16 protein-coding genes are annotated in these 22,740 nt (G+C 73.3%); 4 read left to right on the top strand and 12 right to left on the bottom strand.

Features of this window, described 5'->3' with window-relative positions; all coding sequences use genetic code 11:
- Positions 1-213: 213 nt before the first annotated feature.
- From L6E12_RS04170 to L6E12_RS04140, 7 genes are all read right to left on the bottom strand, one after another.
- Positions 214-927, bottom strand: a complete 714-nt coding sequence (locus L6E12_RS04170; protein ID WP_236226530.1) for a class I SAM-dependent methyltransferase — start codon at positions 925-927, stop codon at positions 214-216.
- A 145-nt stretch (positions 928-1,072) separates the two neighbouring features.
- Positions 1,073-2,488, bottom strand: a complete 1,416-nt coding sequence (locus L6E12_RS34255; protein WP_236226529.1) for a class E sortase — start codon at positions 2,486-2,488, stop codon at positions 1,073-1,075.
- Positions 2,489-3,925: 1,437 nt separating this feature from the next.
- The gene (locus tag L6E12_RS04160) at positions 3,926-4,600 is read right to left on the bottom strand and encodes an FCD domain-containing protein (protein WP_308074051.1); all 675 of its coding nucleotides are present in this window, start codon (positions 4,598-4,600) and stop codon (positions 3,926-3,928) included.
- 368 nt (positions 4,601-4,968) lie between these two features.
- Complete coding sequence (locus L6E12_RS04155) at positions 4,969-5,736, bottom strand: 3-oxoacyl-ACP reductase (protein WP_236226528.1); 768 nt, start codon at positions 5,734-5,736, stop codon at positions 4,969-4,971.
- 22 nt (positions 5,737-5,758) lie between these two features.
- Entirely contained in the window at positions 5,759-7,114 is a 1,356-nt protein-coding gene (locus tag L6E12_RS04150) for an aldehyde dehydrogenase family protein (RefSeq protein ID WP_236226527.1), read from the bottom strand.
- Positions 7,111-7,866 carry a gamma-glutamyl-gamma-aminobutyrate hydrolase family protein gene (locus L6E12_RS04145; protein ID WP_236226526.1) on the bottom strand — a complete coding sequence of 252 codons (756 nt, stop codon included), beginning with the start codon at positions 7,864-7,866 and terminating at the stop codon, positions 7,111-7,113. Before L6E12_RS04145 ends, L6E12_RS04150 begins: the two co-directional genes overlap by 4 nt.
- Positions 7,847-9,205 carry a glutamine synthetase family protein gene (locus L6E12_RS04140; RefSeq protein ID WP_304523848.1) on the bottom strand — a complete coding sequence of 453 codons (1,359 nt, stop codon included), beginning with the start codon at positions 9,203-9,205 and terminating at the stop codon, positions 7,847-7,849. The genes L6E12_RS04145 and L6E12_RS04140 overlap by 20 nt, the downstream gene beginning before the upstream one ends.
- A gap of 209 nt (positions 9,206-9,414) precedes the next feature.
- Here L6E12_RS04140 and L6E12_RS04135 point away from each other — a divergent pair, with 209 nt between their 5' ends.
- Positions 9,415-10,953 carry an amino acid permease gene (locus L6E12_RS04135; protein ID WP_236226524.1) on the top strand — a complete coding sequence of 513 codons (1,539 nt, stop codon included), beginning with the start codon at positions 9,415-9,417 and terminating at the stop codon, positions 10,951-10,953.
- A gap of 17 nt (positions 10,954-10,970) precedes the next feature.
- Here L6E12_RS04135 and L6E12_RS04130 read toward each other — a convergent pair whose 3' ends face one another.
- Positions 10,971-12,137: a hypothetical protein gene (locus L6E12_RS04130; RefSeq protein WP_236226523.1), complete on the bottom strand. Its 1,167-nt coding sequence runs from the start codon at positions 12,135-12,137 to the stop codon at positions 10,971-10,973.
- 392 nt (positions 12,138-12,529) lie between these two features.
- On the opposite strand from L6E12_RS04130, the gene argS reads away from it, so the two are divergent.
- From argS to L6E12_RS04115, 3 genes are all read left to right on the top strand, one after another.
- Positions 12,530-14,272: an arginine--tRNA ligase gene (gene argS / locus L6E12_RS04125; protein WP_236226522.1), complete on the top strand. Its 1,743-nt coding sequence runs from the start codon at positions 12,530-12,532 to the stop codon at positions 14,270-14,272.
- A 58-nt stretch (positions 14,273-14,330) separates the two neighbouring features.
- Positions 14,331-14,915: an isopentenyl-diphosphate Delta-isomerase gene (gene idi, locus L6E12_RS04120; protein ID WP_236226521.1), complete on the top strand. Its 585-nt coding sequence runs from the start codon at positions 14,331-14,333 to the stop codon at positions 14,913-14,915.
- A 131-nt stretch (positions 14,916-15,046) separates the two neighbouring features.
- The gene (locus L6E12_RS04115) at positions 15,047-16,255 is read left to right on the top strand and encodes a glycosyltransferase (protein ID WP_236226520.1); all 1,209 of its coding nucleotides are present in this window, start codon (positions 15,047-15,049) and stop codon (positions 16,253-16,255) included.
- Between the two features lie 120 nt (positions 16,256-16,375).
- Here the strand turns inward: L6E12_RS04115 and L6E12_RS04110 are convergent, their stop codons facing one another.
- The 4 genes from L6E12_RS04110 to L6E12_RS04095 form a co-directional block, all read right to left on the bottom strand.
- Positions 16,376-17,677, bottom strand: a complete 1,302-nt coding sequence (locus L6E12_RS04110; RefSeq protein WP_236226519.1) for a DUF6801 domain-containing protein — start codon at positions 17,675-17,677, stop codon at positions 16,376-16,378.
- 1,020 nt (positions 17,678-18,697) lie between these two features.
- Complete coding sequence (locus tag L6E12_RS04105) at positions 18,698-20,140, bottom strand: alpha/beta hydrolase (RefSeq protein ID WP_236226518.1); 1,443 nt, start codon at positions 20,138-20,140, stop codon at positions 18,698-18,700.
- A gap of 89 nt (positions 20,141-20,229) precedes the next feature.
- A complete protein-coding gene (locus tag L6E12_RS04100; protein ID WP_236226517.1) occupies positions 20,230-22,014 on the bottom strand; it encodes a cytochrome c oxidase assembly protein in 1,785 nt (594 codons plus the stop codon).
- Positions 22,015-22,532: 518 nt separating this feature from the next.
- Positions 22,533-22,727 (bottom strand): ferredoxin, encoded by a 195-nt coding sequence (locus L6E12_RS04095; protein WP_236226516.1) that lies wholly within the window; start codon positions 22,725-22,727, stop codon positions 22,533-22,535.
- Positions 22,728-22,740: the final 13 nt, after the last annotated feature.

Raw genomic sequence — 22,740 nt, 5'->3', positions numbered from 1 at the left:
TGGATGTGTTTGGCCGGGGGTGGCGATCATGTGCAAGCCTGCCTGGGCGGTGGGGCATCCCTTCAGCCCCACCCTGTCACGCTGGGCCGCATGATCGCCGTAGGGGCCCCGGCCAAGCACATCCACCCAGCCGGGCACCCCAGCCAGGCACCCCAGCCACAAGACCGCGCACCACCGGCACAATCCAGGCTCGTGCCGGACGCGGCCCGGCGACTACCCGCGGCGGGCCACCACGTAGTTCATCGGCAGGTCGAGCGGGGTGCCGTCGGGCAGGCGGTCGGTGCCGTGCAGCGTCGTGGCGCCGCCGGTCACGATTTCCAGGCCCGCGCCGCCGAGCACGGCCTCCAGCTTGCCGTCCAGCCAGGCGGCGGGGGTCAGGTTGTGCTTGAACACCATCCGCATCTTCGGCACCGCGTCCGGCGCCTTCGCCACGGCGGACTGGATGGTCTGCCCGGCCGCCGGGGACAGCTCGACGGCGAACAGGTGACCGGTCTCGCCCAGCAGGACCGCCAGCGAGGCCGCGGCGTCGGGGCGGCGCTCGTCGGGCATCTGGTGCAGCACGCCGCGCATGTAGACGTTCACGTCGCCCAGCTCGGCGTGCAGCGCCTCGGCGGCGGCGGTGTCGGCGAGGTCGAAGGTGCGGAACTCCACCGGGCTGTCGGCCTGCAACTGCCGGGCGTGCTCGATGGCGGCCGGGGCGAAGTCGAGCCCCAGCACCCGGGGGAACACCTGGGCCAGGGCGGCGGACTGGGTGCCGTTGCCGCAGCCGATGTCGAGGACGGGCAGCCCCTCGGCGAAGTGCGGCTGGAACCACGGCAACTGCGCGGTGGCTGTCTCCTCCCCCGCGCTGTCCCACACGGCGCCGCCGCTCACCTTGGGCAGCTCCGCCCAGAAGCCCTGCCAGTTGGAGTTCACCGTTTGGCTCATATTTCCTCCACCGAATACACCATCTGAAGGTGTTGGTTTACGGCCCACGGTGAACGGAGACAAGTTTTTGATCTCTTATTGGGCTGGGCGAGTGAACTTTCATAACACTATGATGACGCGAATGGAGTGACGTCGTCACACAGAGTCAACTGGTCTCGCCCAGCTCGACGGGGACGACGGTGTGGTCCGCGGTCTTCGGCTGCTCCCGCACCATGACCCCCTGCAGGATCATCCGCTCCTTGTTGGAGAACTTCGGGTGGCAGGTGGTCAGCGTGATCAGCTTCAGCCGCTGGTCCTTGGCCAGCGTGGAGTCGACCTTGCCCGGCACCGGGGCCACGACCTCGCTCTGCTGCGGGGTCACGATCTGCCTGCCGGTCGCCTTCGCGTACTCGCCGCCGAGCGGCTCCACCTTCGACCCGCCGTCCTTGCCCGCGCACTTCGGGTCCGCCGCCTTGGACTCCGCCCAGGTCCGCGCGTCGGCGTCGGTGGGCAACATCCGGTAGACGAACCAACTGGTCTGCGTCTCCACCACGATGGCGTCACAGGCCTGGAGCAGGTCGAGGTCGTTGAACGGCGCCCCCTTGCCCACCCGGTGCCCCGCCACGGCGAAGTTCCCCCGCTGCCCGGGCAGCGCGGAGTTCTTGTAGTGCCCCGGCCCGATCTCCAGGTCGGCGTCGGTGGTCCCCTCCACGACGGTGAACTTGTAGTCCTCGCCGAGCGCGGGGATGTAGAGCTTCGCCATCCCCTCCCCCTCGGCGAACTCGAAGCGCTGCTGCCGCTGCGGGTCGTCGCCGGGGGCGTTCCACTGCTCGTCCAGGGCGGAGGTCACGTCGTCCTGCTTGCCCGCGGAGATCAGGTCGGTGATCCACACCTCGTAGACCACGAACAGCAGCACGACCACGCCGAGGGTGACCATGACCTCGCCCGCCGCCGTGATCGCCTTGGCGACCCGGCTCGTCCTGGGCGCGGGCGCGGTGTCCTCGTCCTCGTCGTACTCGTCGTCGTAGTGGTCGTCGTCGTAGTGGTCGTCCTCGTCGTGGTCGTCCTCGTAGCGGTCGTCAGCCCGGTCGACCGGGTCGTCGTCGGTCTCCGGTTCCGGGACGGGGGCAAAAGCAGTGGCAGCGGGTGCGGCGGCGATGCGCTCGGTCGGCCTGTCGAGGTCCGGCCGGATCCGCGGGATGACCTCGGTGGCCGGGGCCAGGACCTCGGTCGGGGCGTCGACCGGTGCCCCGCGCCGCGGCGGGGTGGTCCCGGCGGGGGCGCCCGGGTCGAGCAGGTCACCGTCGGGCCGGTTGATGTCGGTGGGCAGGTCGAACGCCTCGGGCTCGGCCCGCCTGCGCCTGCCACCGGGCCGCACGGGGGGAGGCGGCGGGACGTCACCGTCCGGCCTGCGCCTGCGCCCCCCGGAGTTCGGCGGCACCGCCTCGGCGTCCGGTCGCCGTTCGTCGGGCGGGATGGGGTGACCGTTGGTCGGCTGGGGTGTCCCGTTCGGCACGGGGCGGCCGTCGGTGGGCGCGGGGGCGCCTGCCCGCCGCCCGCCGTACTGGACCTCCGAGGGCACCGGACGGCTCGCGGTCGCGCCCGGGTGCCCCTCGGAACCACCGGAACGCGGCCCGCCCCGCGCCTGCGAGGGATCAGGCCCTGCGGCGGAGCGGTGTCCATCGGAGCGCGCGGGTGCGCCGGAACGCGGCGGCACGGGATGCCCGTTGGGCCGCGCGGATGCGCCAGTGCGCTGCTCGACCTCCCGGCCCTGCGGGGAATCGAACCCTGCCGCCGGGCGCGGCGGCGCCGGGTGACCGTTGGAGCGCGCAGGCGCATCGGGGCGCTGCTCCTGTTCCCAGGCCCCCGGCGGAGCGGAGTGGCCATTGGCCTGCGGCGGGGCTGCCGGGCGGCCACCGGGTGGGTCGGCGGGGTGCTCGCCCTGCCGTCCACCTGAGAATGGTTGCCCCTGGGGCGGACGCGGAGCGGCTCGCGGAGGCACGGAGGACCCGTCGGCCGGGTTGAGGGAGCCGGAGCGCTGCTCCGCGTCCCAGCCGCCTGGGGAGTCGGGGCGCGGCGGCAGGGGGTGTCCGTTGGTCGGTGCGGAGGCAGCGGGACGCGGATCGCCCTCGTACCCGTTCTGCGGAGCCGGACGGCCACCAGCCGGGCGTCCCGCCACCGCGTGCCCATCGGCCTGCGCCGGGGCGGCGGGGCGCGACCTGCCCTGGTGCACGTCCTGCGGAAGCGGACGACCGCCGGATGCTTGCCCGGCACCGCCCGCAACCGCGCGGGCACCGGTCGACGCGGGGCCGTCGAAGCGCGGACCGGTCCCGCGCTCGTCCGGTGAAAGCGGGCGAGCGTCGACCCGGTGCCCGGCGCCCCGGGGCGGCGCGGCGTGACCGTTGGTCGACGCGGGCGCGCTGGGGCGCGGGTCGTCCTCCCACCTGTCCTGCGGCGCAGCCGGACGACCAGCACCCGCGGGCCCGGCGCCCCGCGGCGGTACCGGGTGGCCGTTGGTCGGAGCGCCCTGCCAACCGTTCTGCGGGTGGCCGCCGGAGGCGTGTCCGGTGCCTGGGGGTGGCTGGGGGGCTTGGTGTGGGGGGAGGGGGTGGCCGTTGGTCGGCTCGGGGAGGGCGGGGCGGTGTCGAGGCCCGCGCGTGTTCGGGGCGGGGTGGCCGTTCGCGGCCTGGGGGGTGGGGGCCGCGGGGTGCGAGTGGGGGGAACCGCCGTTCGGGTGGTTGCCGGGACCGGGGGCACCGGGGGGCTGGCGGTGGGGCGGTGGCGGGGTGTCCACGCGGGCGCCTCGACCACCGTATTCGCTGGTCGACGGGTGGGGGGCGGGGGGCGCCGGGCGGGTCGGGGGTGGCCCGGGCGGCGGGGGGCGTCGGTCGTCCTGTGCCACTTGCCCACCCCCTGTCGTCGGTTCACTGCGGCGGATTCACCCTAAGACGATAGGTCACCGGGCCGTTCGGGTGGTGTGAACCGGGTGCAGCACACACCGCGACGGCGGGTGGGGGCTTCAGGAGAGGAAGCCCCGCAGCAGGGAGGCGGTGCCCGCGAGGTGTTCGGCCATGGCGGCGCGGGCGGCGGGCGGGTCGCCGTCGAGGATGGCGGTGACGATCAGCGCGTGCTGGTGGTCGGAGTGGGTGATGTTGGGCGGGATGAGGGGGATCGCGTCCAGGAGGGCGTTGAGCCGGGTGCGGACGTCGGCGACGGCGCCGGTGAGGGACGGGGCCGCCGCGGCTTCGGCGATGGCCAGGTGCAGGCGGGAGTCGTGGCGGCGGTAGTCCACCGGGGCCGCACCGGTGCAGTCGTCGAGGCGGGCGCGCAGGTGCCTGCGCAGCCGCGGGGGCAGGGCGCGGGAGGCGGCGACCTCGGCGGCACCGGGCTCCAGCACCGCGCGCAGGGTGAGGGTGTCGTCCAGTTCCGCCGCCAGTTCCGCCCGCGGTCGCGGCGGCGTGCGCGACGGCGGGTCGGGGCGGACGAAGGTGCCGCCGTACCGCCCCCGCCGCGACCGCACGTACCCGGCCTGCTGCAACGCCCGCAGCGCCTCCCGCAGCGTCACCCGGCTCACCCCGAGCCGGGCCGACAGCTCCCGCTCGGCGGGCAGCCTCGCCCCCGGCGCCACCACCCCGAGCCGGATCGCCTGGAGCATCCGCTCCACCGTCTCCTCGAACGCGTTCCCGGCCCGCACCGGCCGGAAGAACTCCTCCAGCAGCGGATCCGCCCCGGCGACCCCCCACCCGCTCCCACCGACCGCCCCACCCGCACCCCCGGACGACCCAGGACCGCCCGCCACAGCAGGCCCACCGAGGAACCCGGGATCGCCCGCCGCAACAGGCTCCTCCCGCGACCCTGGGCCATCGGGCACAACAGGTCCCTTCGACAGACGGGAACCGCCCGCCGCAGCAGACCCATCCCGCGCCCCGAGGCCGCCGGGCACAGCGGATCCCTCCGGCGACCCGGGATCACCGGGGGCAGCGGCCCCCGCTTGCGATCCGAGGTCACCGGGTGCGGCGGGTGGGAACTCGATCGGGTCGGGTGGGTCGGGGCTGCCGGGGGTCACAGCGGGGTGACGTAGGCGCCCGAGATGCCGCCGTCGACGAGGAATTGGGAGGCGGTCATGAAGGAGGAGTCGTCGCTGGCGAGGAAGGCGACCGCGGCAGCGATCTCCTCGGGTTCGGCGAAGCGGCCCATGGGGACGTGGACGAGCCTGCGGGCGGCGCGCTCGGGGTCGGCGGCGAACAGTTCGCGCAGCAGGGGGGTGTTGACCGGGCCGGGGCACAGGGCGTTGACCCGGATGCCCTCGCGGGCGAACTGGACGCCCAGTTCGCGGCTCATGGCCAGCACACCGCCCTTGGACGCGGTGTAGGAGATCTGCGAGGTGGCCGCGCCCATCACCGCCACGAAGGAGGCCGTGTTGATCACCGAGCCGCGGCGGCGGGAGCGCATGTGCTCGATGGCGTACTTGCAGCACAGGTAGACCGAGGTCAGGTTGACCTGCTGGACCCGGTTCCACGCCTCGATGCCGGTGGTGAGGATCGAGTCGTCCTCGGGTGGGGAGATGCCCGCGTTGTTGAAGGCGACGTCGAGGGAGCCGTAGGTGTCGACGGTGGTCTGGAACAGCGCCCGGACGTCGTCCTCGCTGGTGACGTCGGTGCGCACGAACAGGCCGTCGACCTCGGCGGCGGCCGCCCTGCCCGCGTCCGGGTCGACGTCGGCGACCACGACCCTGGCGCCCTCGGTGGCGAGCCTGCGCACCGAGGCCAGGCCGATGCCGCTGGCGCCGCCGGTGACCACCGCGACCCTGCCGTCCAGCCGCTTGCCCATCGCTTCCTCCGCTGTCGACTTCTCACTCGCTGCTGATGAACACGTTCTTGGTCTCGGTGAACCCGTCGGGGGCGTCCGGGCCGAGTTCGCGGCCGAGGCCGGACTGCTTGAAGCCGCCGAACGGGGTCCAGTAGCGCACCGACGAGTGCGAGTTCACCGACAGGTTGCCCGCCTCGACCGCGCGGGAGACCCGCAGCGCCCGCCCGACGTCGCGGGTCCAGATGGAGGCCGACAGGCCGTGGTCGGTGTCGTTGGCCTGGCGGACGGCGTCGGCCTCGTCGTCGAACGGCAGCACCGCCACGACCGGGCCGAACACCTCCTCGGTGACCGCGCGGTGCCCGGCCGGGACGGACAGCACGGTCGGGGGGAACCAGAACCCCGGCCCCTCCGGCGCGCTGCCGCGGAAGGCGACGTCCGATTCGTCCACGTAGGACGAGACCCGGGCCAGGTGCCGCGCGGAGATCAGCGGCCCCATCTCCGTCGCCTCGTCCCCGGGTGCGCCGACGACCACACCGCGCACCGCCTGCTCGAACAGCGCCATGAACTCCTCGTGCACCGAGCGCTGCACGAGGATGCGGGAGCGGGCGCAGCAGTCCTGCCCGGCGTTGTCGAACACGGCGTAGGGCGCGGTCGCGGCGGCCTTCGCCAGGTCGGCGTCGGCGAAGACGACGTTGGCGTTGTTGCCGCCCAGTTCCAGCGTCACCCGCTTCACCTGCGCGGCGCAGCCCGCCATGATCTTCTTGCCCACGGCCGTCGACCCGGTGAAGACGACCTTGCGCACCAGGGGGTGGGTGACGAACCGCTCCCCCACCACCGGTCCCTCGCCGGGCAGCACCTGGAACACGTCCTCGGGGATGCCCGCCTGGTGGGCCAGTTCCGCGAGCCGCAGCGCGGTCAGCGGGGTCAGCTCCGCGGGCTTGAGCACGACGGTGTTCCCGGCGGCCAGGGCGGGCGCGAGGCCCCAACCGGCGATGGGCATCGGGAAGTTCCACGGCACGATCACGCCGACGACGCCGACCGGTTCGTGGAAGGTGATGTTCACCCCGCCGGGGACCGGGATCTGCCTGCCGGACAAGCGTTCCGGCGTCGCGGAGTAGTAGTCCAGCACGTCGCGGACGTTGCCCGCCTCCCAGCGGGCGTTGCCGATGGTGTGCCCGGCGTTGGCCACCTCCAGGCGGGCGAGGTTCTCCAGGTCGCCGTCGACCGCGGCGGCGAAGCGGCGCAGCAGCCGGGCCCGGTCGCCGGGGGCGACCGACCGCCAGGCGGGCAGCGCGGCGTGCGCGCGGGCGATGGCCGCGTCGGTCGCGGGCAGGTCCGCGGCCTCGACGCTGGTCAGCGGGGCGCCGGTGGCCGGGTCGAGGACTTCCAGGGTGCTCACCGGGGGGCTCTCCTTCGGTGGGGGCGGCTGGTGGCGTGCGCACGGGCCGCGTCGACCAGCGCGGCGAAGAGCCGGACGTCCTCGACGTCCTGCTCCGGGTGCGACTGCACGCCCACGGCGAACCTCGGCCCGGTCAGCTCCACCGCCTCGACCGTGCCGTCGGAGGCGGTGGCGGCGACCACCAGTCCCTCCCCCAGGCGGTCGAGGGACTGGTGGTGGTGGCAGTGGGCCTGGGCGGTGGGGCCGAGGATGGTCGCCAGCGCCGAGCCGGGGGTGGTGGTCAGGTCGGTCTTGCCGAACATGGCCACCTCCGGCTGGTGGTCGGTGGTGCCGACGACCTCCGGGGTGTGCTGGTGCAGCGTCCCGCCGAGGGCCACGTTGAGCACCTGCATGCCCCGGCACACCGCCAGCAGCGGCAGGCCCAGTTCCAGCGCGGCCTCGACCAGGGCGAACTCGGCGGCGTCGCGGGTCGGCTGCGGGGTGCCGGTGGTGGGGTGCGGGGCCTGGCCGTAGCGGGCCGGGTCGATGTCGGCGCCGCCGGAGAGGACCAGCCCGTCGAGCCAGTCGACGGTGTCGGCCCGCCAGTCGCCGATGGGCGGCAGCAGCACGGCGTTGCCGCCCGCCGCGCGCACCGACTCCACGTAGACGCGGTGCAGGACGGCGGCCTCGGCCTCCCAGATGCCGAAGGCGGAGTGCTCCAGGTAGGTGGTGACCCCGATGACGGGGGGCCGGTCAGAGCCGTTCGAAGCCACGGACCCGCTCCCAGTCGGTCACGGCCGCGTCGAACGCGGCCTGTTCCACCCGCGCCGCGTTGAGGTAGTGGTCCACGACGTCGTCGCCGAACGCCGCGCGCGCGACCGCGCTGCCGTCGAGCAGGGCCGCGGCATCTCTCAGGGTCCGGGGCACGGTCGGCCGCCCGGAGGCGTAGGCGTTGCCGGTGAAGGCGTCCTCCAGCGGCAGCTCGTTCTCGATCCCGTGCAGTCCGGCGGCGATCAGCGCCGAGACCGCCAGGTACTGGTTGACGTCGCCGCCGGGCACCCGGTTCTCCACCCGCAGCGAGGGACCGTGCCCGACCACGCGCAGCGCGCAGGTGCGGTTGTCCACCCCCCAGGCCACCGCGGTCGGGGCGAACGAGCCCTCGGCGAAGCGCTTGTAGGAGTTGATGTTCGGGGCGAAGAAGTACGTCAGCTCGCGCAGGCACGCCAACTGCCCGGCGAGGTAGTGCTCCATCAGCGGGGAGAACCCGTGCGGCCCGTCGCCCGCCATGACCGGGGTGCCGTCGGTGCCGCGCAGGCTGAGGTGGATGTGGCAGGAGTTGCCCTCGCGGTGGTCGTACTTGGCCATGAAGGTCAGCGACCGGCCGTGCGCGGCGGCGATCTCCTTGGCCCCGGTCTTGTAGATCGAGTGGTTGTCGCAGGTGGCGAGCGCGTCGGTGTAGCGGAACGCGATCTCGTGCTGCCCGGGGTTGCACTCGCCCTTGGCCGACTCGACGTAGAGGCCCGCGCCCGCCATGCCGTTGCGGATGGCGCGCAGCACCGGCTCGACCCGGCCGGTGCCCAGCAGCGAGTAGTCCACGTTGTACCGGTTGCTGGAGGTGAGCCCGCGGTAGCCCGCGTCCCATGCCTGCTCGTAGGTGTCGTCGAACAGGATGAACTCCAGCTCGGTGCCGACGAACGCGGTCAGGTCCCGCTCGGCGAGCCGGTCGAGCTGGCGGCGCAGCACCTGCCGGGGCGAGACCGGGACCGGTCCGCCGGAGACCAGCTCCAGGTCCGCCAGCACCAGCGCGGTGCCCTCCAGCCAGGGCAGCGGGCGCAGGGTGGCCAGGTCGGGTCGGAGCACGAAGTCGCCGTAGCCGCTGTCCCAGGACGAGGAGGTGTACCCGGCGACGGTGTTCATCTCCACGTCGACCGCGAGCAGGTAGTCGCAGGCCTCGGTGGCGTGCGCGAGGACCTCCTCCAGGAAGTACCGGGCGGCGCAGCGCTTGCCCTGGAGCCTGCCCTGCATGTCGGTGACCGCGACCAGGACGGTGTCGACCTCGCCCCGGTCGACCAGCTCCCGCAGCCGGTCGACGGTCAGCGGTGTCTCTGGCATGCGGTCCCCCAAAGGTAGGCCGGTGGCCCATTGGAACGTCCTCCGCGCATCCTGCTGCCTGCCAGCCCGGTCCCGCAACCGGCTGTCCACAGGCAGTGGTCGGCGTTCACCCGGTGGTTACGTCAAACGGCCCTTGACCAGGGAGAATGACCCGAATCACACTGGACCCTCCGGCAATGGACCGCCCGCGACCCATTGGGGGAGCAGCTATGGCCACGACCAGCAACCCGGACACACCGGCCCCGGACGCCGACGAGGCCCGGCTGCACACCCTGGGCTACGCCCAGGAGCTGCGCCGGTCGATGTCCGGGTTCAGCAACTTCGCCGTCTCGTTCACGATCATCTCGGTGCTCTCGGGCTGCCTGACCCTCTACGGCTTCGGCATGAAGACCGGCGGCCCGGCGACGATGGTCTGGGGCTGGCCGCTGGTCGGGTTCTTCGTGGTCCTGGTCGGCCTCGGCATGGCCGAGGTCTGCTCCAGCTACCCGACCGCGGGCGGGCTGTACTACTGGGCGGCGAAGCTGGCCCCGCGCAACGGCCCGGCCTGGTCGTGGTTCACCGGGTGGTTCAACCTCGTCGGGCAGGTCGCGGTCACCGCGGGCATCGACTTCGGCGCGGCGCTGTTCCTCAACGCGTTCCTGGACCTGCAGTTCGGCTTCGCCGCGACCCCGGGGCACACCATCCTGCTGCTGGGGATCATCCTGGTGGTGCACGGGGCGCTGAACACCTTCGGGGTGCGCGTGGTGTCGATCCTCAACAGCGTCAGCGTGTGGTGGCACCTGGTCGGGGTGCTGGTGATCGTCGCGGTGCTGGTGGTCGTGCCGGACGAGCACCAGAGCGCGTCGTTCGTGTTCGGCGAGTTCGTCAACGACACCGGCTGGGCCTCCCCGGTCTACGTGTTCCTGATCGGCCTGCTGCTCGCCCAGTACACGCTGACCGGCTACGACGCGTCCGCGCACATGACCGAGGAGACGAAGGACGCGGCGGTGGCCGGTCCGAAGGGGATCGTCAACTCGATCCTGGTGTCGCTGGCCGCGGGCTGGGTGCTGCTGATCGGCCTGACCTTCGCCATCCAGGACTACGACGGCGCCGTCGGCTCCGAGACCGGTGTGCCGCCCGCCCAGGTGTTCATCGACGCGGTGGGCGCCACCGGCGGCAAGCTGCTGCTGCTCATCGCCATCGGCGCGCAGTTGTTCTGCGGCATGGCCGCGGTCACCGGCAACTCCCGGATGATCTACGCCTTCGCCCGCGACGGCGCGATCCCCGGTTCGCGGGTCTGGCACCGGATCAACAAGCGCACCCGCACGCCCACGAACTCGGTGTGGTTGGCCGCGGCGGGGGCGTTCCTGCTGGCCGTGCCGTACCTGTGGAGCGCCACCGCGTACGCCGCGGTCACCTCGATCGCCGTGGTCGGCCTCTACACCGCCTACGTGATCCCGATCTTCCTGCGGGTGCGCCAGGGCGACGCGTTCGAGCGCGGGCCGTGGCACCTGGGCCGCTGGGGCAGGCCGATCGGGATCGTGGCCACGGCGTGGGTGGCGTTCATCTTCGTGCTGTTCATGCTGCCGCAGGCCGCGCCGATCACCCTGGACTCGTTCAACTACACCCCGGTGGCGTTCCTGGTGGTGCTCGGCGGGGCGGCCCTGTGGTGGTTCGCCTCGGCCCGCAAGTGGTTCACCGGGCCGAAGGTGCAGGGCACCGCCGAGGAGCTGGCGGCGGTCGAGAAGGACCTCGACCTGCCCGGGTAGCTCCCCGGCGGGTGGGGTCAGCCCTGCACGAAGCCGAGGGCGGCGCCGGTCGCGGCGTCCCGGGCGGCGCCGACGACCTGCCGCCGGTAGCGGTTGATGTCGCTGACGAGCGCGTTGTCCGCGCTGCCTGGCGGGACCGCGATCGCGGTGGTCTCCCCGGTGCGGCTGACGAGTTGCGGCGCGCAGTGGTGGATGACTCCCGCGCAGGCCTCCACGGCCACGTCCCCGCGCTCGTTGATCCCCTGCGGGTAGCTGACCACGCTCCCGGGGGCCAATGGGGTGGCCACGCCGTCGCGCCAGCGGAAGGCCCGGTAGTCGCTGGTGCCCACGACCTCACCCGAGTCGTTGAGGAAGGTGCGGTGGAAGAAGTCGAACGGGTTCGCCTGCACGTCCCGCGCACCGGGCAGGCCGCCGACGGCAACCACGTTCCCGTCGCGCCACAGGTGGAGCCTGCCCTGGACGTAATCCGCGTAGGACTGGATGAGCACCTCGCCGCGGGTGTTGACGTCGAGCGGGAACGGGGAGACGTAGTCCTCCACCGGGGTGACGTCGGCCAGCACCCGGCCGCGGCCGTCCCAGATCCGCACGGTGGGCGCGCCCGCGCCGTCCACCACGGACGCCGCGACGTGCCCGCCGTCGCCGATCACCGGGTCGCCGTTGCCCTGCGGCCCCCGGTACAGCACCCGCACCGAACCGGCGCGCCACACCGAGATCTGCTGCACGCCCCGGTCATCCGGGGTCGGACCGGCGAAGTAGGACGTCACCAGGACCTCGCCGCGGTTGTTCACGTCCACGGCGCGGCTGATCCTCGCCCCGGCCGGGTGCAGGTCGAGGGCGCGGCCGAGGAACCAGGCGGTCGCCCGGGTCTCGGCGGGGGCGTTGCCCACCGGGGTGCGGGAACCGGCGACCAGGCCGAACTCGTTGGCGTGCAGGGCGCTGCTGGCCGCCGCCTCCGGGGCCAGTTCGCGGACCGAGTCGCCCTGCCAGGTGGTGGCGTGCCTGCTGCCGTCGGCGCGCTGGACCTGCCCGTAGACCAGGCCGGTCCCGGTGATCCGCTGGAAGGTGATCCCGGTGGCGCCCGGGGGCAGGGGCAGCAGCCGCAGGCCCGGGGCGGCGTCGGCGGGCAACGCCGCGAGGCTCATCAGGGCCGCCGCGGCGGCCACCACAACACGTCTGCGGATCACGGTCTCTCCTCGTACGGGGGTCGCGCCTGCGCTCGGCGCGGGAGACCAGCATCCAAATAACGGCGATATCTGTATACCGCCATTCTGAGCAGTGCGCTGGGAACGCCTGGGAAAAACGGACGAGTCGGACATCTTGTGATCACACGCCGGGGCGGCCGATACTGGCCCGGTCGCACGCCCGGGTGCCCCCGCCCGACCGCCGCGGCGCCTGTCGTCGGGATCTGGCGCGCCGCGCGGTACCCCTGCCGGGCACCGGCCCCCGGGGCACGCGGCGACGGCGGTGGCGGGTGTGACGACGCGCGTCACCGCCGCGCCCGCCCCGCGCGGAATCGGCTGGACATCGGGCGCGATACTGGTCACCTGGGACGCACGAGGTGACTGGAGGCGGCGCGGTGGCGTACGGCGATGTCGGGATCGAACTGGGTGCGCGGGTGGCGGCGGCGCTGCGCCGCGGCCTGGGCGTGGAGATCACCCCGGCGGAGGCCGTCATCCGACCCTCGACCCGCGACGGCGTGGACTACCAGTGCAACGCGGCGATGAGCCTGGCCAAGAAGGCCGGGAAGCCGCCGCGCGAGGTGGCGCAGTCGATTGTGGACAACCTCGACTCCGCCGACCTGGTGGCCGCCACCGAGGTCGCAGGCCCCGGGTTCGTCAACATCCGGCTCAGCGACGCCTGGCTGGCCGGGCGGGCGGCGGCGCTGCTCGGCGACGACCGGCTCGGCGTGGACCCGGTGCCGGACCCGCGGCGGTTCGCGCTGGACTACTCCAGCCCCAACGTGGCCAAGGAGATGCACGTCGGGCACCTGCGCTCGACGATCATCGGCGACGCCCTGCTGCGGCTGCTGCGCTTCGCCGGGCACGAGGTCACCCCGCACAACCACGTCGGCGACTGGGGCACCCCGTTCGGGATGCTCATCGAGCACCTGCTCGACGAGGGCTGGACCCCCGACGGCGGTCACTCCATCAGCGACCTCAACGGCTTCTACCAGGCCGCGCGGGCGAAGTTCGACGCCGACCCGGTCTTCGCCGACCGGTCGCGGGCCCGGGTCGTGGCGCTGCAGGGCGGCGACGAGGCGACGCTGGCGCTGTGGCGGCGGCTGGTCGAGGAGTCCTCCCGGCACTTCCAGAAGGTGTACGGGATGCTCGGCGTCGAGCTGACCCCGGAGGACATGTACGGCGAGAGCTTCTACAACCCGTACCTCGACGACACGATCGCGGACCTGGAGGCCAAGGGCCTGACCCGGGTCAGCGACGGCGCGGTGTGCGTGTTCCCGCCCGGGTTCAGCAACCGCGAGGGCGAGCCGCTGCCGCTGATCGTGCGCAAGGGCGACGGCGGCTACGGCTACGCCACCACCGACCTCGCCACCGCGCGGTACTGGGCGGGCGAGCGCGGCATGACCGACCTGCTCTACGTGGTCGGCACCCCGCAGGCCCAGCACTTCGCGATGGTCTTCGCCGCGAGCCGGATGGCGGGCTACCTCACCGACGACCACACCGCCGAGCACATCGGCTTCGGCTCGATCCTGGGCGAGGACGGCAAGACCATCCGCACCCGCGCGGGCGGCTCGGTGAAGCTGGTCGAGCTGCTGGAGGACGCGGTCGACAACGCCGCCAAGACCGTGGCCGAGCGGTCCTCGCTGGACGGGGACGCGCAGGCGGCGGTGGCGCGCGCGGTGGGCATCGGCGCGGTCAAGTACGCGGACCTGTCCAACGACCGGGAGAAGGACTACGTCTTCACCTGGTCGCGGATGCTGGCCAAGGAGGGCAACACCTCCGTCTACCTGCAGTACGCCAACGCCCGCTGCCACTCGGTGCTCGCCAAGTCCGGGACCACCCCGAACGCCGGCACCGAGGTGCTGCTGGGCTCCCCGGCGGAGCGGGCGCTGGCGCTGGCGCTGCTGCGGCTGCCCGCGGCCGTCGAGGCGGCCGCCACCGCCTACGCCCCGCACAAGCTCTGCGGGTACCTCTACGAGCTGGCGACGACGTTCACCTCGTTCTACGACGGCTGCCCGATCCTCAAGCCGGACGTGCCCGCCGAGGTGCGCGCGTCGCGGCTGGTGCTCACCGCGCTCACCTCGGCGGTGCTCACCCGGGGCCTGGAGCTGCTCGGCATCGAGGCGCCGCGCGAACTGTGACCGAGAAGGTGATCACCACGAGTTGCCCCCCGGTCACCCCGGGGGGCAAGGTGATCGGGTGACCACCACCGAACAGGTCGTCCTGCTCGACGAGTCCGGGAACCAGGTCGGCCTCGCCGACAAGTCCACCGTGCACCACGCCGACACCCCGCTGCACCTGGCGTTCTCCAGCTACGTGTTCACCCCGGCGGGCCGCTTCCTGCTGACCAGGCGGGCGGCGACGAAGAAGACCTGGCCCGCGGTCTGGACCAACTCCTGCTGCGGGCACCCGGCGGTCGGCGAACCGGGTGCCGACGCGGTGCGCAGGCGGCTGGCCGAGGAGCTGGGCCTGCGCGGCGAGCACCGGGTCGACCTGGTGCTGCCCGGTTTCCGCTACCGGGCGGTGATGCCGGACGGGATCGTGGAGAACGAGATGTGCCCGGTGTACCGGGTGGTCACCGACGAGCAGCCGCGGCCCAACCCGGAGGAGGTCGACGACCTGCGCTGGCTGGACTGGCCGGAGTTCACCGCCTCGGTGCTCGCGGGCGACGGCGGCGTGTCCCCGTGGTGCGTGCTCCAGGTGCGCGCGCTGGTCGAGCTGGGCCCCGACCCGCTGGCCTGGCCGGTGGGCGACCCGGCCGGGCTGCCCCCCGCCCTGCGGTGACCCCCGGCGGTGTGGTGATCACCACCACCGGCCGCAACCACCAGCAGTGACGGAATTGAGTTCCGGACGATCCGGGCAACAGCGCGGAAAGCGCGAGCGCGCCGACCGCGGATGTCCCTACATTGGGTCCAGTGGATCTCCTCTTCTCGTCCTTGCCGTCACACGGCCACACCTACCCGCTCCTGCCGCTGGCGATCGCCGCCCGCGAGCAGGGCCACCACATCACCTACGCCACCGCGGCCACGTTCCACGCGCCGCTGATCGCCCTGGGCTTCGACGTCGTCGACGTGGGCATCGACATCCACACCGCCTTCGCCGAACTGGCGGGGGCGGAGGTCAGCCCGAACGAGGCGCGCAAGCGCGATCCCGAGGAGGTGGGCAAGATCGCCGCCCTCGTCTTCACCGACGTCCTGCCCCGCCGGTTCTTCGGCGACCTCAAGCCGGTGCTGGCGGCCAAGCGGTTCGACCTGGTCGTGTACGAGGCGGCCACCATCGGCGCCGCGTTCGCGGCGAGGGTGGCGGGCGTCCCCGCGGTCTGCCACGCCTTCGGCCGCGGGTTCGACCGCGTCGCCGCCGAGGAGTCCGAGACCGGCGGGTTCGCCGAGGGGTTCGCCAGGATCGCCGAGGAGCTGCTCGGGCCGGACGCGGCCGACTTCACCCCGGACGACCTCGCAGGCGGTGACCCGTACCTCGACATCTACCCGGCGTCGATCCAGGCGCCCGCGTACCGCGACGCCCCGAACCGGGTGCCGCTGCGGCCGGTGGCCTTCTCCGAGCCCGGCGAGCTGCCGGAGTGGGTGCGCGCGCACGCCGAACCGCTGATCTACCTGACCCTGGGCACCGCGTTCGGCGACGCCGGGGTGCTGCGGACCGCGATCGCGGGTCTGGCGGCGACCGGGGCGAAGGTGCTGGTGGCCGCGGGTCCGACGGTGCAGACCGCGGACCTGGGCGACCCGCCGCCCTCGGTGACCGTCGAGGCGTGGGTGCCGCAGGCGGAACTGCTGCCGCACGTCGACCTGGTGGTGCACCACGGCGGCAGCGGCACGACGCTCGGGTCGATCGCGGCGGGGGTGCCGCAGCTTTTCCTGCCGCAGGGCGCCGACCAGTTCACCAACGCCGACGCGGTCACCGGCTCCGGTGCCGCCCGCACGCTGCGCGGCGACGAGGTGACGGCCGAGGCGGTCACCGCCGCGGCCAAGGAGCTGCTGGCGGACGCGGACGTGGCCGCCCGGGTCGCGGCCTTGGCCGAGGAGGTGGCCGCGATGCCGTCGCCCGCCGAGGTGGCGGCGCGGCTGTCGGACTTCGTCCGGCCCGTTCGCCCGGTGTCCGCCGAGCGGTAGCCGTCCCCGGAACGCGGAAGAGCCCCCCGGCACGAGGTGCCGGGGGGCTCTTCACTGGGTGGAGCTGGGTCGACGGTCAGTTTCGACCGTCGGGGTCAACCGATCTCACCGGGGTCGTGATTACTGCTTGGCGGTGAGGGTCAGGTCGATGGTGTTCTTCGAGCTCTGGACGAGCGCGGAGATGATCGGGGTCAGGAACCCGCAGTCCTTGACACCGGCGAGGCCGTAGGTGCCGCTGATCTTGCCGCCCTTGAGGACGTCGAAGTTGCCGGTGGAGGCCAGCTTCATGTCCGCCGGGGCGGTGGTCTGGCAGGCGTCGCCCTGGCTGATCGGCAGGCCGAACAGGGTGAGCTTCGACAGGATCACGTTCACCTTGCCGTTGAAGGTGATCTTGCCGGTGGCCACGGTGCCCGAGGGCTGGCCGACGGCCTGGAGCTTGACGTCCGCGTCGCTCGGCAGGAAGCCGAACACCTTGAACGAGCCCTTGGTCGGGTCGAGCTTCAGGTCACCGACGTACTTGCCCGCGGCCAGGTCGGCCGTGGCGTCGAAGGTGCCCTTGAGCGGCAGCGGGCCGCCCAGGTTCTGCAGGTTGGTGCTGCCCGAGATCCCGTAGGACACCTTCACGCCGTTGCCCGGCGGGGTGGTGGGGGGAGTGGTGGGCGGCGTGGTCGGCGGCGTCGTGGGAGGCGTCGTCGGCGGGGTGGTGGGGGGAGTCGTCGGCGGCGTGGTCGGCGGCGTCGTGGGAGGCGTCGTCGGCGGCGTCGTCGGCGGGGTGGTGGGCGGGGTGGTCGGAGGCGTGGTGCCACCGCCGCCACCGATGGTGAAGGTGTGCAGCAGGTTGTTCTGGCCCGGCACCTGGGTGCAGGCCGAGTCGAAGGTGCCCAGGCCGGTCTCGGTGCCGTCGGCCTTCTTCGGGGTCAGGGTCAGCTTCAGGTCACCGACGGTGATCTTGGCCTCGCCCGGCTGCGTGAACGACAGCGACGGAGCCGAACCCGAAGCGGGCACCTCGAACGCACCCGAAGCGGGGACGTTGGTCTTCGGCACCGTGATCGGGACGTTCACCGGCAGGGTGATGCCGGGCGCCGCGACGGTCGAGGCGGCCAGCGCCGAGCCCTCGACGGTGGTCGCGCCGACCAGGGTCAGGCCCTGGGTGGCGGTCTCCGGGACGGTGGTGACGGCGTTGATCTTGATCTCGCCGGTCGGCTCACCGATGCCCACGGTGGCGGGCAGGTCCGTCGTGATGACGGCCTTGATCGCCTGGTTGCCGATCAGCGGGAACGGGCAGGTGTAGTTCAGCGTCAGCGAGACCGGCACGGCGGAGCTGGAGCCCGAGCCGAGCAGCAGACCGGTGGCGACGAGACCGGCCGCACTGGTCACGGCAACACCCGTGACCAGCTTCTTGGAAACCTTGCGAGGGTTCACGGTCAACCTTCCTTGCTTGGTGTATCCACATCGATACGAGCCACAGCGGAATGATCCGCTCGGCCGAGAGTACGGCGAGTATTCCGATGGGGAAACCGTGTGGTTTCCGCCGATAGCCGCCAGACAAGAGACTAACCAGGCGCACAAGGCGTGGCAAGGACTGGCCGACATTTCGGCTGCATTAACTCAGAACTTGTCACCGACCGCAGTTCCGCCGCCACGCGCTTAGCAGAGTCAGACACCCGCATACCGCGAAAACCCCTCGGCATCGCCGCACCGGACCCGTCCAACCTGGCCGCGACCAGCGGTTTTCCACCTCAGCGCACAATACTGGAGCCGGTTTTTGACCACGGGCACGAGAAATACCGAAGGCATCCGAGAGTCGGTTTGCCCGATGACCGACAGCGACAAAAACCCCCGAGTACCCGAGGGTGAAGTTGTCTGGGGGTGACAAGAACGACCGCCACCGGCGGCAGCACCGGATCAGGCCTTTTTCTCGCTAAAATCGGCCCACGGAGCGCACACGGCGCGAATCACGAAATTCGATGTTTAAACGGCACGGCGGAAGGACTCCCGGCGCGGGAGCGGCCGGAAGGCGCGTGCGGGGCAGCGGAGCCCTACCGGGGTCGCTCCTGGCGACCGCCGCCGACGCGGCCCCCGCCGCGCCGGTGCCCGCCGGACCCGCCCGCGGGGTGGGGGCGGCCCGGCGCCCGGGTCCCGGTCAGGCGAACCGGGGTGCCCCATCCGCGCTGTCCCATCCGCCCTCCCCGTCCGCCTCGAAGCCTCGTCCCGGCCCCGCGCGGACGGTGACGAACCGCACAAGGCTGCGCCAATAGATAGCAGAGTATTCCGCGTCAACGCAACGGAAACCTTACGGCAACCCGCTTCTTGTCACCGGGAGCGCACTTCCCGCCCCGGATTTGTACACGAGCCGCACCGCGAGGCCGCACCTTCATCAGGAGTGGAGCGGTCCGCTGTTGTGACACATCCACAGTGGACGCCGCCCCGGACGCGCACATGTCAACAAAAAACGTCCCCCGGCAGGGCTCCGCCGTCGAGGAAGGCCGAGACGAGCGCGTCGGCGCAGGCGTTGCCGGAGAGCAGGTACACGCCGTGCCCGCCCTGCCGGGCGGTCACCAGCGCGGCCCGCTCCCCCAGCGCGGCCCGCATCGCCGAGGACCCGGTCAGCGGACCGGCCGGGTCGCGGGTGCTGCCGAGGACCAGCGTCGGCGCGGCGGCCGGGCGCACGCGCTGCGGTGCCGGACCGGTCGGCCACGCGGCGCAGGCGAACTCACCGGCCGCCATCGCCCCCGCGAGCGGGTACCGCGCCGCCTCCCGCCGCGCGGTCCGCGCGTAGACCGCCGGGTCCCCCGGCCACGCCCCGTCGCGGCAGACGACGCCGAGGAAGCCCGCGGCGAAGTTGTCCACCGGCACCGCGGGCCAGCCGCGGGAGGCGGGCGCGGCCCTGCCCGCCAGGATCGGCGCAACCTGCCCCTGGGTGACCGCGGGCGTCGCGCCCCGGCGCAGGTCGGCCAGGACCGCCCCGAAGGCGGGGAAGTTGACATCGGCGTACAACGCCTCCCGCATCCCCTCCCGCAGCAGGTTCCCGGTGAGCGGGTTGCCGTCGAGCAGGGTGCGCGGCGCCCGGTCGAGGTCGGCGGCGGCGTCGAGGTAGGCGGCGCGCACGGCCGCCGGGGTGGCGCCCAGGCCCAGCTCGCCGTCGCGGGCGGCGGCCCAGGCGGCGAAGTCGGGGAAGCGGACCTCCGTGCCCTCGCCCCACCCGCGCAGCGCGCCGCGCCAGACCCGGGCCGGGTCGACCGCGCTGTCGAGGACCATCCGGTCGACCGCGGTGGGGAACAGCGACTGGTACACCGCGCCGAGGTGGGTCGCGTAGGAGTACCCGAGGTAGGAGATCCTGCGCTCCCCCAGCGCGCGCCGCACCAGGTCCAGGTCGCGCGCGGTGTCGCCGGTCCCCATGTGCTGCAGCGCCTCCCCGGCGTGGCGCTCGCACCGGCGGGCGACGTCCACGGCCACCGCGTGCGTGCCGCCCCGGCGCGGCCACGGGGTGAGGTCCGGCAGCCGGGCCTCGGTCAGCCCGCAGCCCACCGGCGCGCTGCGGCCGGTGAAGCGGGGGTCGAACCCGATGAGGTCGTAGCGGTCGAGCACCGACCGCGGCAGCAGGGCCGCGAGCTGCCCCGGCAGCCCCAGCCCCGCGCCCCCGGGTCCGCCGGGGGCGAGGACGAGCACCCCCACCCGCCGCGCCGGGTCGGCCGCCGGGATGCGCGAGACGGCCAGGTCGATCGACGCCGCACCGGGCCGCGCGTGGTCGATCGGCACCCTGACCCGCAGGCACTGGCCCACCACGTCCTCCGGGCAGGCACCCCACCGCGGGCCTGCCGCCGCCTGCCCGCCGGTCGGCGCCACCACCGCGGCCAGGACGGCCACCACCACCAGTCGTCGCATGGGACCAGCCAACCGGACCGGCAGCGACCGCCTCCACCGTTTCCGCCCACCGCGAACCCGCCCGGAGCGAACACCCCGGGGTCGACACCTCAGTACGGTTCGGGCTCCCGGCGTGCACCGAGGCTGCCCGCGTACACCGCGACGAGCACCGCCGCGGCGACCGCGATCCACCCCGCCGCCGCCTGGATGCCCGCGGCGTCGTGCCGCCACCCCAGGTCCAGCGCGGTGTAGAAGGACTGCCCCAGGACGCTCTCGCGCTCCAGGAGGGCGATGCCGCACACCAGGTACACCACTGCGACGGCCAGCACCGGGCCGCGGCGCGGGACCGGCGCGGAGAACAGCACCCACCCGGCGGCCAGCGACCACAGCAGCAGCACCACCCGGACCCAGTGCTGCCCGGCGAGCTGGTCGTGCAGCCCGCCCGCGTACAGCAGCAGCGGGGGGACCGCGTACACCCCGGCCACCGTCCACGGCTTCGGCCACCGCCCCGCCCCGGCCTCCCCGGCGTCCTCTGGCGCCCGGAGCCCGGCCAGCTCCGGCGCCCGGCCGTGGGCCAGCAGCACCGCGGCCACGAAGCCGACGAGGACCTGCACCAGCAGGTGCGCGCTGAACACCGCGGGCTCGTACCGGCCCAGCCCGGACGAGGTGGCGACCAGCAGCACGAGGCAGCCGAGCAGCCAGGAGGCGGTGCGCTCCGCGGGCCAGGCCCGCTTCCGCAGCCTGCCCAGGTACCACAGCGCGCCGACCAGGGCGAGGGTGCCGAAGACCAGGTCCGGCCGCCACTGGGTCAGCAACCGCGTCAGCGTCGGCCGGTCCGGCAGGCCGTAGCCGAGCAGCTCCTCGGTGACCGACCCCGGCGCCGCCCCCGCCCGCGGCCCCGGGGAGCGCGCCAGGCCGACGGCGATGCCGACCGTCACCAGCATCAGCAGCACCTCGACCGCGCCCAACCGCAGGAACGCCCGGAACTTCCCCGCCTCCAGGCGCGGGATGGTGCGCACGCGGTGCAGGTACCCGAGGGCGCCGAGCAGCAGCACCGCCGCGGTCTTCGCCAGCAGCAGGTACCCGTAGCGGGTGGTGAGCAGGTCCGCCGGGTGCACGCGCAGGAAGGCGTTGACCACGCCGGTCGCGGCGACCACCAGCCAGCAGCCCAGCGCGATCGCCGAGTACAGCCTGGTGGCGGGAACGGCGTAAGAGCGGTGCGCGCCCGCGACCACCAGCACCGCCACCAGCCCGCCGACCCACACCGACGCGGCGACCACGTGCGCCATCAGGCTGTCGCCCGCCCAGTCGTGGTTGCCACCCGCCGAGGAGTGCCCGGTCAGCGCCACCGGGGCGACCCCGGCGACGGCGGTGGCGAGCAGCGCGATCGGCGGCACCGCGAGCTTCTCCCACAGCCACACCAGCCCGGCCAGGTGCGCCGAGACCAGCCAGGCGATCGCCACGGTGAAGCGGCCGATGCCGGGGAACAGCATGCTCGGCACGACGACCTCGCCCAGCGTCATGCCCATCGCGTCGGCCACGGTCAGCACGACCAGCACCGCCGACAGCAGCGCCCAGAACCCGGCCAGCCGCCCGCCCAGGCGCAGCGCCCGGTCCCGGTCGGGCCCCTCGGGCACCAGCAGCACGGCGGCCAGGTACGCCCCGACCACCAGCACCGCCAGCACCTCGGCCACCGCCCGCACCCCGGGCAGGCCCGCCCGCACGGCGATCCCCGGGTCCGGCAGCCCGGCCAAGACCGGTGCGGCGGTGGTCGCGGTCAACCCGACCGCGACCACCGCGGCGGCCACCGCCCCGAGCACCACCACCGGCCAGAGCGCCGCGGCCCGGCCGGGAGCGGACGGCTCGGCACCGGCCGCCGGGCTGTCGCTGCCCATCGCGCCCCCTCGGCTCCTTCGACAAGATCGGCGCTGACGAGCATCGCCGGAAACCGCCCCGGCGGGCTAGGTGCGCCCGTGACAAATCCGCCGCGCACATCACCCCCGATGTGCCAGTTTCCCACCGCACCGCCACGAACGGCCCAACGCTTCCGTCTACAGTGGACTCGCGAGGGGAGTTCGCCCGATCGGGCGAACTCCGAGGACCGCCGCCACCGACGACAAGGGGCGCCCGCGCTCGCGGACGCCCCCGTGCGGTACAGCGGACTCAACTGTGGACAACGACACCCACCAGCGGACGACCGCGTTGCTCAGTCGTGGACAACGTCGCCGACCGATCGCGGACCACGGTGCCGATCAGTCGCGGACGACCGCGCCGATCGGTCGTGGACGGCTGTACCGATCAGTCGTGGACGGCTGTACCGATCAGTCGTGGACGGCTGTACCGATCGGTCGTGGACGGCTGTACCGATCGGTCGCGGACGGCTGTACCGATCAGTCGTGGACGGCTGTACCGATCAGTCGTGGACGACGATGGCCCCGGCGGGGCACACCATCTCCGCGTCGCGCACCCCGTCCTCGGAGTCCGCGGGCACGTCGGCGACCAGCAGTTCGACGATGCCGTCGTCCTCGCGCTGGGTGAAGACCGCGCCCGCGGCGACCACGCACTGGCCCGCGCCGATGCACTTGTCCTGGTCGATCTCGACCTTCACGATGACTCCCTCT

This window comes from Actinokineospora sp. PR83, assembly GCF_021056305.1.
Classification (GTDB): Bacteria; Actinomycetota; Actinomycetes; order Mycobacteriales; family Pseudonocardiaceae; genus Actinokineospora; species Actinokineospora spheciospongiae.
This window is presented reverse-complemented; position numbering and strand designations above follow the sequence as displayed.

Bases quoted from the DNA above. Each gene is read 5' to 3' on its own strand.
- L6E12_RS04170 (WP_236226530.1), bottom strand. From the start codon at position 927: ATGAGCCAAACGGTGAACTCCAACTGGCAGGGCTTCTGGGCGGAGCTG.
- L6E12_RS04155 (WP_236226528.1), bottom strand. From the start codon at position 5,736: ATGGGCAAGCGGCTGGACGGCAGGGTCGCGGTGGTCACCGGCGGCGCC.
- L6E12_RS04140 (WP_304523848.1), bottom strand. From the start codon at position 9,205: ATGCCAGAGACACCGCTGACCGTCGACCGGCTGCGGGAGCTGGTCGAC.
- L6E12_RS04135 (WP_236226524.1), top strand. From the start codon at position 9,415: ATGGCCACGACCAGCAACCCGGACACACCGGCCCCGGACGCCGACGAG.
- L6E12_RS04105 (WP_236226518.1), bottom strand. From the start codon at position 20,140: ATGCGACGACTGGTGGTGGTGGCCGTCCTGGCCGCGGTGGTGGCGCCG.
- L6E12_RS04100 (WP_236226517.1), bottom strand. From the start codon at position 22,014: ATGGGCAGCGACAGCCCGGCGGCCGGTGCCGAGCCGTCCGCTCCCGGC.